This window comes from Kytococcus sedentarius (genome assembly GCF_041937525.1).
In the GTDB taxonomy this organism is placed as follows: domain Bacteria; phylum Actinomycetota; class Actinomycetes; order Actinomycetales; family Dermatophilaceae; genus Kytococcus; species Kytococcus sedentarius_A.
Genome location: NZ_CP169391.1, coordinates 413,707 through 424,787 on the forward strand (window position 1 = coordinate 413,707; position 11,081 = coordinate 424,787).

7 protein-coding genes are annotated in these 11,081 nt (G+C 73.7%); 5 read left to right on the top strand and 2 right to left on the bottom strand.

Translation table 11 applies throughout. The features are described from left to right. Nucleotides 1-349 precede the first annotated feature (349 nt). Together leuS and ACEY2A_RS01945 are read left to right on the top strand one after the other, a co-directional pair. Nucleotides 350-3,304 (top strand): leucine--tRNA ligase, encoded by a 2,955-nt coding sequence (gene leuS / locus ACEY2A_RS01940; RefSeq protein WP_374929203.1) that lies wholly within the window; start codon nt 350-352, stop codon nt 3,302-3,304. 10 nt (nt 3,305-3,314) lie between these two features. After that, complete coding sequence (locus tag ACEY2A_RS01945; RefSeq protein ID WP_374929204.1) at nt 3,315-4,283, top strand: DegV family protein; 969 nt, start codon at nt 3,315-3,317, stop codon at nt 4,281-4,283. A gap of 93 nt (nt 4,284-4,376) precedes the next feature. Here the strand turns inward: ACEY2A_RS01945 and ACEY2A_RS01950 are convergent, their stop codons facing one another. After that, complete coding sequence (locus ACEY2A_RS01950) at nt 4,377-4,889, bottom strand: polymer-forming cytoskeletal protein (RefSeq protein WP_374929205.1); 513 nt, start codon at nt 4,887-4,889, stop codon at nt 4,377-4,379. A gap of 200 nt (nt 4,890-5,089) precedes the next feature. On the opposite strand from ACEY2A_RS01950, the gene ACEY2A_RS01955 reads away from it, so the two are divergent. Continuing rightward, on the top strand, nt 5,090-6,082 hold the full coding sequence (locus ACEY2A_RS01955; protein WP_374929206.1) for a helix-hairpin-helix domain-containing protein: 993 nt from the start codon (nt 5,090-5,092) through the stop codon (nt 6,080-6,082). Beyond that, complete coding sequence (locus ACEY2A_RS01960) at nt 6,079-8,634, top strand: ComEC/Rec2 family competence protein (RefSeq protein ID WP_374929207.1); 2,556 nt, start codon at nt 6,079-6,081, stop codon at nt 8,632-8,634. The genes ACEY2A_RS01955 and ACEY2A_RS01960 overlap by 4 nt, the downstream gene beginning before the upstream one ends. Before the next feature lie 45 nt (nt 8,635-8,679). Here ACEY2A_RS01960 and ACEY2A_RS01965 read toward each other — a convergent pair whose 3' ends face one another. Next, nucleotides 8,680-9,705: a LysR family transcriptional regulator gene (locus tag ACEY2A_RS01965; protein ID WP_374929208.1), complete on the bottom strand. Its 1,026-nt coding sequence runs from the start codon at nt 9,703-9,705 to the stop codon at nt 8,680-8,682. A gap of 187 nt (nt 9,706-9,892) precedes the next feature. On the opposite strand from ACEY2A_RS01965, the gene ACEY2A_RS01970 reads away from it, so the two are divergent. Beyond that, nucleotides 9,893-10,987 (top strand): aminotransferase class V-fold PLP-dependent enzyme, encoded by a 1,095-nt coding sequence (locus ACEY2A_RS01970; protein ID WP_374929209.1) that lies wholly within the window; start codon nt 9,893-9,895, stop codon nt 10,985-10,987. Nucleotides 10,988-11,081 lie beyond the last annotated feature (94 nt).

An 11,081-nucleotide genomic window follows, 5' to 3' on the forward strand; every position in this document is an offset into this window, starting at 1 on the left:
TGGTGAAGTGCCCGCGAGGTGGCCATGCGGACCGGGCCGCTGCGGGCGTGGGGCAGGCCATGGCGTTGCGGGCGTGGGGCAGGCCGTGGCGCTGCGGGCCGGGCCAGCGCAGGGGCCGGGGCGGGGGCAGGGCTTGCGCTAGCATGGCCACCATGTCGGCGGCGACCCTGCTTCTTCGTTAGCCGCGCACGCACACAGCGTCGCGGCCACCCCTCCCTGCGTGAGGGGCTTTTTCATGCCGGGAGGTTGTGCGCACGCCGTTGCACCGCCCCGCCCGCCCGCAGCACCACCGCCGACACCCGCAGCAGAACGCCCCGCACGTCCCACACACCGTCCGCCAGGAGAGTCCATGAGCGAGAACGACCGCAACGAGACCCCGTTCCGGTACACCCCGCAGCTGGCCAACGAGATCGAGGCCCGGTGGCAGGACCGCTGGGCGGCCGAGGGGACCTTCCGCGCCCCCAACCCCACCGGCGACCTGGCCCCCACGGACCCCGCCGAGCGCGAGGCCGTGGCCGCCCGGCCGAAGGTCATGATCCAGGACATGTTCCCGTACCCCTCGGGCGCGGGGCTGCACGTGGGCCACCCGCTGGGCTTCATCGCCACCGACGTCTACGCCCGCTACCAGCGCACCACCGGGCGCAACGTGCTGTACACCATGGGCTTCGACGCCTTCGGCCTGCCTGCCGAGCAGTACGCGGTGCAGACGGGTCAGCACCCCCGCACCACCACCGAGGCCAACATGGAGACCTACCGGCGCCAGCTGCGCCAGCTGGGTCTGAGCCACGACGACCAGCGCACCTTCGCCACCATCGACCCGGACTACTACCGCTGGACTCAGTGGATCTTCACCCAGATCTACGACTCCTGGTACGACCCTCAGGCCGAGGGCCGCCGCCCGGGCACCACGGGTCGCGCGCGCCCCATCGAGGAGCTGGAGGCCGCGTACGCCAGCGGTGAGGTGCCCACCCCGGACGGCCGCCCCTGGGAGGAGCTCGATGCGGGGGAGCGCGCCGACGCCATCGACGCCCGCCGCCTGGCCTACCTGAGCGACGCCCCGGTGAACTGGGTGCCCGGCCTGGGCACGGTGGTGGCCAACGAGGAGGTCACCGCCGAGGGCCGGTCGGAGCGCGGGAACTTCCCTGTCTTCAAGCGCAACCTGCCGCAGTGGATGATGCGGATCACCGCCTACGCCGACCGCCTGGTGGACGACCTGGACCGCCTGCAGTGGCCGGAGTCCGTGGCCTCCATGCAGCGCAACTGGATCGGCCGCAGCACCGGCGCCGCGGTGTTCTTCGAGGTGGCCCTGCCCAACTCCTCGGCCATGCCCGCCGGCCCCGACGGACGCACCCGCCTGGAGGTCTTCACCACCCGTCCCGACACCCTGTTCGGCGCCACCTTCATGGTGGTGGCCCCCGAGCACCCCGTGGCCGATGCGGTGCCGGCCGCCTGGCCGGAGGGCACCGGTGAGGCCTGGACCGGTGGTCACGCCACCCCGGGGGATGCCGTCGCCGCCTACCGCCAGGCCGCGAGCCGCAAGTCCGATCTGGACCGTCAGTCCGACGACCGCACCAAGACCGGTGTGTTCACCGGCATCTGGGCCACGAACCCGGTGACCGAGCAGCAGGTGCCGGTCTTCGTGGCGGACTACGTGCTGATGGGCTACGGCACCGGCGCGATCATGGCCGTGCCGGGGCAGGACCAGCGCGACTGGGACTTCGCCACCACCTACGAGCTGCCCATCGTGCGCACCGTGCAGCCGTCCGAGGGGCACGACGAGGACACGGCCTTCACCGGCGAGGGGCCGGCCATCAACTCGTCCAACGAGCACGTGGACCTGGACGGCCTGGGCGTCGAGGAGGCCAAGGACCGCGTCATCGCGTACCTGGAGTCCACCGGTTCCGGGCACCGCACCATCACCTACAAGCTGCGGGACTGGTTGTTCAGCCGGCAGCGCTACTGGGGCGAGCCGTTCCCCATCGTGTGGGACGAGGACGGCCGCGCCCACGCGGTGCCGGCCGACCAGCTGCCGGTCGAGCTGCCCGAGGTGGCCGACTACAGCCCCAAGACCTACGACCCGGAGGACTGGGACACCCAGCCCGAGTCCCCGTTGGGCCGCAACTCCGACTGGGTGAACGTCACCCTGGACCTGGGCGACGGCCCCAAGCAGTACCGCCGCGAGACCAACACCATGCCCAACTGGGCCGGTTCGTGCTGGTACGAGCTGCGCTACACCGACCCCACCAACGCCGAGGCCTTCGTGGACCCCGCGGTGGAGGAGTACTGGATGGGGCCGGGCCGCGGCTTCGGCGAGGGCGTCGCGGACGACCCGGGCGGCGTGGACCTGTACGTGGGTGGTGTGGAGCAGGCGGTGCTGCACCTGCTGTACGCGCGCTTCTGGCACAAGGTGCTGTTCGACCTGGGCCACCTGAGCTCCGACGAGCCCTTCCGTCGGCTGTTCAACCAGGGGATGGTGCAGGCCTTCGCGTACCGCGACGACCGGGGCCAGCCGGTGCCGGCCGCGGAGGTGGAGGAGACCCGCGACCCGGACCACCCCATGGCCCAGGACGGCGTCCTGTACACGTGGCAGGGCCAGCCGGTGACGCGTGAGTTCGGCAAGATCGGCAAGTCGCTGAAGAACGTGGTGACGCCCGACGAGATGTGTGAGCAGTACGGCGCCGACGTCTTCCGTGTGTACGAGATGTCGATGGGGCCGCTGGACGCCTCCCGCCCGTGGGAGACCCGCGCCGCCGTCGGGTCGCAGCGCTTCCTGCAGCGGCTGTGGCGTGCGGTGGTGGACGAGACCACCGGCGAGGTGACCGTCACCGAGGACGCCCCGGACACCGACACCCTGCGCGCCCTGCACCGCACCATCGCTGGCGTGGCCGACGACTACGAGAACCTGCGGTTCAACACCGCGATCTCCAAGCTGATCGAGCTGACCAACACGGTGACCAAGCTGCCGGCCGCGCCCCGCGCGGTCGCGGAGCCGCTGGTGCAGATGGTCGCCCCGCTGGCGCCGCACGTGGGTGAGGAGCTGTGGAACCGTCTGGGACACGAGTCCTCGCTGGCCAACGAGCCCTTCCCGCAGGCGGATGAGTCGATGTTGGTGGCCGAGACCGTCACCTGCGTGGTGCAGATCAAGGGCAAGGTCCGTGACCGCCTGGAGGTGGCGCCGGACGTGAGCGCCGAGGACCTGGAGGCGCAGGCGCTGGCCAGTGAGCGGGTGCAGCAGTTCATCGACGGCGCCCCGGTGCGCAAGGTGATCGTCAAGGCCCCGAATCTCGTCAACATCGTGGTCTGAGGTGGCGTCGATGCCGCAGTCCGTCGCCCTGGTCACCGACTCCACCGCCGAGCTCGCGCTCGCGTTGCGGGACGGTGGCGAGGAGTCCTTCGGTGAGCTCGGGTGGGGTGTGGGGATGGTGCCGCTCCACGTGGTCGTGGACGGCACCAGCCACCGTGAGGGTGTCGACCTCGATGCGGAGCGCCTGGCCACCGCGCTCGACTCCCGCGCCGCCGTGACCACCGCATCGCCGGGCCCCTCGGAGTTCGAGGCGGCCTGGCGGTCGGCGCTGGACGCCGGGGCCGAGCACGTGGTGAGCGTGCACCTCTCGGGGAAGATGTCGGCGACGGTCGAGGTGGCGCGCTCCACCGCATCGATGCTGGAGCTGCCGGTCACGGTGATCGACTCGCGCAGCGTCTCGGGCGGGCTGGCGGCCCCGGTGCTGGCCGGGGCGCGCGCCGCGGCGGCGGGGGCTGACCTCGAGGCCGTGGTGGACGTGGTGGAGCGGACCATCGACCGCACGCAGGTGCGTTTCGTGGTGGAGTCCCTGGACCGGTTGCGGCGTGGTGGCCGCATCGGGGCGGCGCAGGCCTTCCTCGGCACGGCGCTGGCCGTGAAGCCGCTGCTGCAGGTGGCACGCGACGGCACGGTGGACGGGTGGCAGAAGGTCCGCACGCTGCGTGCAGCCCGGCAGGCGCTGCTGTCCTGGGGGCAGGAGGCGGCTGCCACGGAGGCCGATGCCGTCGTCGACAGCCTCACCGAGGACGAGTTCGCCGATGGTGAGGGCTTCGCCGCGGACGTGACCGTGCACCACCTGGAGCGCCCGGAGGTGGCCGCGGAGATGGCGGACGCGCTGCGCGATGCGGTGGACGACACGGTGGCCGTGACCGTGAGCCGTCTGGGGGCCACGGTGGGTGCCCACACCGGGGTGGGAACGGTGGCCATCGTGGTGTCTCCCCGGGTGGAGGGCGATCCGGGCCGCTGGTCGCCCGCGCCCTGAGCCGCGGGAGCGCACGCACACGAGCACACGCGCGGAGGCCGGTGACCTCGGGGGTCACCGGCCTCCGGCCGTCAGGGGAACGTCAGGCGCTGCTCAGAAGCGCTTGCACTGGCCTTCCTTGTTGCCCTTCACCACGTTCTTGGAGCCGGTGGGGACGGGGCTGTTGCTCTTGCACTGCAGGTTGCCGTCCACGCGGTTGCTGATCACGAAGAAGCGGGTGTTCTTCTTGTTGGAGAACAGCTGGATGTCGCCGTCCACGGTGACGGTGCGGATGATGCCGCCACCGCCCTGCTTGGCCTGGATGTTGCCGTCCACGCGGCTGTAGTTCTGCACCACGAGGCGCTTGTGGTTCTCGGCCTGGATGTTGCCGTCCACGCGGATCTTGCCGGCGATGAGGCTGGCGTTGCGCTTGACCTTGATGTCGCCCTTGACCTTGGTGCCCTTCAGGGTGCAGGTGGCGCCGGCGGGGACGACGAGGTTGTCGCTGACGGTGATGGCGCCCAGGGTTCCGCGGCAGGTGCGGTCACCGGCGTTGGCGGGAGCGGTGGAGAGAGCGGAACCAGCCAGGGCGAGGGTGGCGGCAAGTGCGACGAGACGGTTCTTCATGGCGAACTCCTGTGTGTGGCGACGCGACCAGTTCGTGTCGATGTGTTGAGTGTTGCGGGCTGTCGTGAGGGGGCCGTGAGGGGTGCGTGAGAGTTTCCTCATGGATCTCACCGGGTGTGGGCGCTCGTCCACAGGGGTCGATGCGGGGAGCTCGGGTCGCGCTGGCGGCGCACCTAGCGTGCAGCGCGGGGGTGATCACGGTGGAGCACGAACCCGAGGAGCGGGTGGTCTGGGAGCCGGAAGGGCAGCGGGTGGATCCCGCGTCGCGGGAGCCGGTGTCGCGGGTGCCGCGGGCGGTGGCGTCGGTGGTGGAGGTGCCCGAGGCGGTGGCCGGTGCGCGCTGGGGTGTGGAGTCCTCGGTGCTGCGCTGGCTGGCGCTGGCGGCCCTGCTGGTGGTGCTCGGCCTCGGGGGCTGGACCTGGTGGACGGGACGGCAGGCGGCCCCGCACCCGGTGGCGCCCGGGGCGGTGGCGCCTGCTCCCGCCCCGGGCCACCCGAGTGGGGCCGCCGGGGCTGCGGGCCCGGGCGACGAGGGCTCCCAGGGCCCAGCTGGTGAGGGCTCCCAGGGCCCAGCTGGTGACGGCCCCGGCCCGGAGCCGGCACCGGCGGAGACGGTGGTGTCCGGGGAGGCGACGGGACAGGGTGCGGAGCCCGGCCCGGTCCCGGGCGCGCCCGGGGATGCCACGCCGGGGCCGGCGACCGTGCACGTGGTGGGGGAGGTGCTGCGTCCCGGAGTGGTCCGGGTGCCCGCCGGCAGCCGGGTGGGGGACGCGGTGGAGAAGGCAGGGGGCCTCACCGGTCAGGCGGACGAGCAGCGCCTCAACCTGGCCCGCCCCGTGAGCGACGGTGAGCAGATCCTGGTCCTGCGGCCGGGGCAGGAGGCCCCGCCGCCGGCTCCGGTGCAGGGTGGCGCGGGGGAGGCCTCCGGTGACCCGGGCGCAGGTGGCGCCGCGGGGGGTGGGACCGCCGGCGAGCCCGCCCCGAGTGACGGTTCTTCGGCACCTCTGGACCTCAACACCGCCGACCAGGCCGCGCTCGAGGAGCTGCCGGGTGTGGGCCCGGTGACCGCGGGCCACATCCTCACGTGGCGCACGGAGAACGGCCGGTTCACCACGGTGGACGAGCTCATGGAGGTCAGCGGCATCGGTGAGAAGACCCTGGCGACGCTCCGACCTCACGTGAGGGTCGAGTGAGCGCGCCCACGGCTGCCGAGCCGGGTGACCGAGGACGGTTGGACCTCCGTCTGCTGGTCCCGGCGCTGGTCGCGTGGGGCGTGGCCGCGGCCGGGCTGGCCTGGGGGGCTCCGCTGCGGTGGGCCTGCGTGGCGGGCTGCGTGCTGCTGGTCACCGTCGGCCTCTGGTGGTCGGGGCGAGCCGGAGCGCGCACGCCCACAGCCCGCGTGTGGCCGACCGTGCTCGCCTTCAGTGGGGTGCTGACTGCCCTGCTGCTGGGCGTCTCCACCCTCGCGGAGACCTCCCGCCAGCAGGGCCTGGTGGCCGAGGCGATCGACCGGGAGGCCGTCGTCACCGCCGAGGTCACGCTCACCGCCGACGCCCGGCGGGTGGTGAGCGAGGGACGCTTCGGTCGCAGCGAGCTGGTGCTGCTGCGGGCCAGGGCTCACCGCATCGAGTACAGGGGAAGGGAGTCGGCGGCGAATGCGCCGCTGCTGGTGATCGCGCGCCCGGGGGCGGGGTGGGACGAGCTCACGTGGCGCACCCGGGTGGAGGTGACCGGGCGCCTGGAGCCGAGTGAGCCGGGGGACGACGTGGTGGCTGTGCTCTCGCCGGCCAAGGGACCCCAGCAGGCACGTGCTCCGGGCGGCGGCTGGCGGGTGGCCGAGGGGCTGCGGGAGGGCCTGCGCGAGTCCATGGACCCGGTGTGGGCCGACGCCCGCGGGCTGGTGCCCGGACTGGTGCTGGGCGACACCTCCTTGACGCCACCGGAGCTCACTGACGCCATGACCGAGACCGGCATGACCCATCTCAGTGCGGTGAGCGGGTCCAACGTGGCGATCGTGGTGGGCGCGGTGCTGTGGGTGTGCACGGGGACGGGTGTGCCCCGGCGTGCCAGACCGTGGGCCGCGGCGGTGGCGCTCGCGGGCTTCGTGGTGCTGGCGCGGCCCGAGCCGTCGGTCCTCCGTGCGGGGGTGATGGGCGCCGTGGCGCTGGTGGGCATGACCGCCTCACGCCGCGCCGCGTCCCTGCCGGCCCTGGCCACGAGCATGGTGCTGCTGCTGGTCTGGGACCCGTGGCTGGCGCGTTCCTACGGCTTCGCCCTCTCCGTGCTGGCCACCCTGGGGTTGGTGCTGTTCGTGCGGCCCTGGGCCGAGGCTCTGCGACGGCGCTGGCCACGCCTCCCGGAGCCGGTGGCGCAGGCGCTGGTGATCCCGGTGGCTGCGGCCCTGACCACGGCCCCGGTGGTGGCCATGCTGCAGGGCCAGGTGAGCGTCGTGGGGCTGCTGACCAACCTGGCCGCCGCCCCGCTCGTGGCCCCGGCGACGGTGGGGGGCGTGGTGGTGGTGCTGGTGCACCCCGTGGCCGAGCCGCTCGCAGACGCCATCGCGTGGGTGGCCGGAGCGCCGGCGCAGGTGATCGGGTGGGTCGCCCGCGCGGGAGCGGCTGTGCCCCACGGGGCGGTGCCCTGGCCCGCGGACGGACGGGGTGGGCTCGTGCTCGCCCTGGCCCTGGCGCTCGCGGTGGTGAGTGGGCCCCCGCTGGTCCGGGTGCTCGGCCGGCTCGTGCGGTGGGTCCGCGCACACCGCGCCGCACGCACCCGTCCCCGGGCACCTGCGGTCGGCACCGGAGGGCCTCGTCCCCGCAGCCCCGGGCGGTGGCGCGATGCGGTGACGGCCTGCGCCGGCTGCGCCGCCCTGGTGCTCGTGGTGCTCTGGGCGGGCCCGCGCCTTCCCGGAGGCGTGCCCGGACTCGGCGGGAGCCATGCCGCCGGGGACTGGCGGGTGGTGATGTGCGACGTGGGACAGGGCGACGCGTTCCTGGTACGCACCGCATCGGACCGGGCGGTGCTGGTGGACACGGGCCCACCGGGTGCCCGCACCCCTGCCTGTCTGCGGGCCGCGGGGGTGCGGGCGCTGGACGCGGTGGTCGTCTCCCACTCGCACGCCGACCACTCGGGCAACCTGGGGGCGGTGCTCGATGCGGTGCCCGTCGGTGCCGTCTGGGCCTCACCGGCCGACCTGGCACGCCCCATGCAGCCCGGGCACCCCGCGGAGTGGCGGGAGGTCGCGCGGGCCCGGGGCGCCCCCATCGCGCCCTTCGCCGCGGGGGACCGGGTGGAGCTGGGCGCCGCCCGCCTGACCGCCGTCTGGCCGCGGCCCGGCGCGGCCGTGGGTCCTGAGGACCGGCGCAACGACGGGAGCCTGGTGCTCCACGCGGAGGTGGGCCAGCCCGGCGGGGCCCAGGAGCTGGGAGAGCCGCTGCGGGCGCTGCTCACCGGAGATCTTGAGGTGACCGGTGGGGCAGCGGTCCAGGCGCTCACCTCATCCCTGCCGGTCGACCTGCTCAAGGTGCCGCACCACGGGTCGGCGCACCAGGGGGAGGCGCTCCTGGCCCGGGGCGCACCGCTGGCGTTGGTGAGTGCGGGGCGGGACAACGACCACGGTCACCCGGCGCCGGTGACCACCCGGCGGCTGGAGGACGCGGGCAGCACGGTGGTGGGCACCGTGGAGCACGGAGACGTGGCCGTCGGCACCGGCGGCCCCGCGGGGCTGTGGTGGGCCCGGCTGTGACGAGGCCGCGGGGGCTGTCTCGTCACCGCCGGTGTGCCGATGCGGTCAGTCGCGCGGGCGCTTGGCGGTCGACTTCGCGGTCGACCTGGCTGCGGTCGGCTTCGTGGTCCCAGGCTTGGCGGCCGATGGCTTGGCGGCCGGCTGGGCCCCCTGCTGCTCGGCCGCCATCTCCTCGGCGGCTCGGCACAGCGACTCCATCATGGCGGCCACGGCGGGAACGCGGAGGAGGTCGGCGGTGGTGACGGCGTGGATGGTCCGCTCCGAGCGCTGGCTCAGCGGCAGGGCCACCACCCCCTCGTGGCGGACGTGTCGCAGCACCATCCGCGGCACGAGGGCAGCTCCCAGGCCGGCCGAGACCAGACCCAGGACGGCCACGTAGTCCTCGGTCTGGAACTCCACGCGGGGGATGAAGCCGGCCTCCTGGCCCAGGTGCATCAGGTGGCCGCGGCAGCGTGCACAGCCGGCGATCCACGGGTCGTCGGCCAGGGCGGCGAGGTCCACCGCCTCGCCGGCGGCCTGCGGGTGGTCCTCCGGCAGGGCGATGAGCATCTCGTCGGTGAGGATGTCGCGGATCTCGAGGCCGGCGAGGTCGTCCACCTCGCGCCCCACGGGGGTGCCGTTGTGGGAGAAGGCCACGGCCAGGTCGCACCGGCCGTCGCGCAGCGCGGCCAGCGACTCCGGGGGCTCGGCCTCGGTGAGCTGGATCTCGATGGCGGGGTGCTCGGCGCGCAGGTCCCGCAGGGCGTGGGGCACCAGGGCAGCGGTGGAGGAGGGGAACGCGGCCACGCGCACCCGGCCGGACTGCAGACCTGCCAGGGCACTGAGCTCCTGCTCGGCGGTGTCCAGCAGGCTCAGCACGGTGACGGCGTGGCGGGCCAGGACCTGCCCGGCCTGCGTGAGGCGCACGGTCCGTCCCTGTCGTTCCACCAAGGGGGTGCCGATTCGACCCTCGAGCCGCCGCACCATCTGGGAGATGGCGGGCTGGGTGTACCCCAGTGAGTGGGCAGCGGCGGTGAAGGACCCCTGTTCCGAGATGGCGCGCATGATGCGCAGCCCTGCGGTGTCGATCATCCCCAGAATGTAACCTCTTGTTTGGGCCGCGCAAAGTGTCGCGCCATTGTGTAATCCGTCTCAACTCGTCAGAATGGCTCGATGGCCGCCACCCCCCACCTCCGCCCCGCTCGCCCCCGTCCCCACCTCGCCGCACGACGTGGAGGGCGCCGCTCCTGGTCCCCCTCGCGTCCCTGCTCCCCGCGACGTGGCCTGGCTCCGCGACCAGTTCGCCACCACCGGGGGGTACCTCAACGCGGCCACCTGCGGGTTGCCCACCCGGAACACCACCGAGGCGATGGCGCGCGACGCCCACCGCTGGACCACCGGCGACGTCTCGCCGGTGACCTACCACGAGGACGTGGAGCGCGCCCGCGCCCTCTACGCCGGTCTGGTGGGGGTGGCACCCGACCGTGTGGCCACCGGATCGCAGACCTCCGTGTTCGCCGGCATGATCGCCGCGGGGGTGCCGGACGGCGGTGAGGTGGTCGTGGTGGACGGCGACTTCTCGAGCCTCGTGTACCCCTTCCTGGTGCAGGCCGATCGCCCCCACCCCACGCGGGAGGGCGGCCGCATCACCGTCCGCTCCGTGCCGCGCGAGGAGCTGTGCTCCTCCCTCACCGACCGCACCGCCGCCGTCGTGTTCAGCCACAGCCAGTCCGCCTGCGGCAGCCTCACCGGCATCGATGAGGTGACGCGCGCCGCCCGGGAGGTGGGCGCCCTGACGGTCTGCGACATCACGCAGTCGGTGGGCTGGTCCCCGGTGGACGCCTCGCAGGTGGACGTCACGGTCTGCTCGGCCTACAAGTGGATGTGCCACCCCCGTGGTGTCGCCTACATGACGGTCTCCGACCGGGCCATGGAGGCGCTGGTGCCGCTCAATGCCGGCTGGTACGCAGGGGACGTCATCTGGGACTCCATGTACGGGCCGGCCATGAACCTCTCCCCGCGCGCCTCCCGCTTCGACGTCTCGCCCGGCTGGCCGCTGTGGCCCGGTGCGGTCGCGGCGCTGGAGGACTTCACGCAGGTGCCGGCCGCGGCCCTGCGTGACCACTCGGTGGGCCTCACGAACGCCTTCCGGCGGGGTGTGGGTCTGCCGGACTCCGACTCGGCCATCGTCAGCCTGCGCCTCCCGGACGAGGCCGCGGAGGCTGCTGCTCGCGCCGGCCTCACGCTCTCGCAGCGGGCCGGGGGAGTGCGCCTGAGCTTCCACGTGTGGAACACCCCTGCCGACGTCGAGGCGGCACTGGAGGCGCTCACCCCCTTCCTGACGTCCCCTGCCGCGGGGTCCCCGGGGCACTGATCCTCGGTCCGGTGTGGTGCGCTGCCGGAGGGGGCGCACCACACCGGATCGACCCCCCCGCGCCCACGCCGGCCCACCTCCCGCCGTGGTCCCG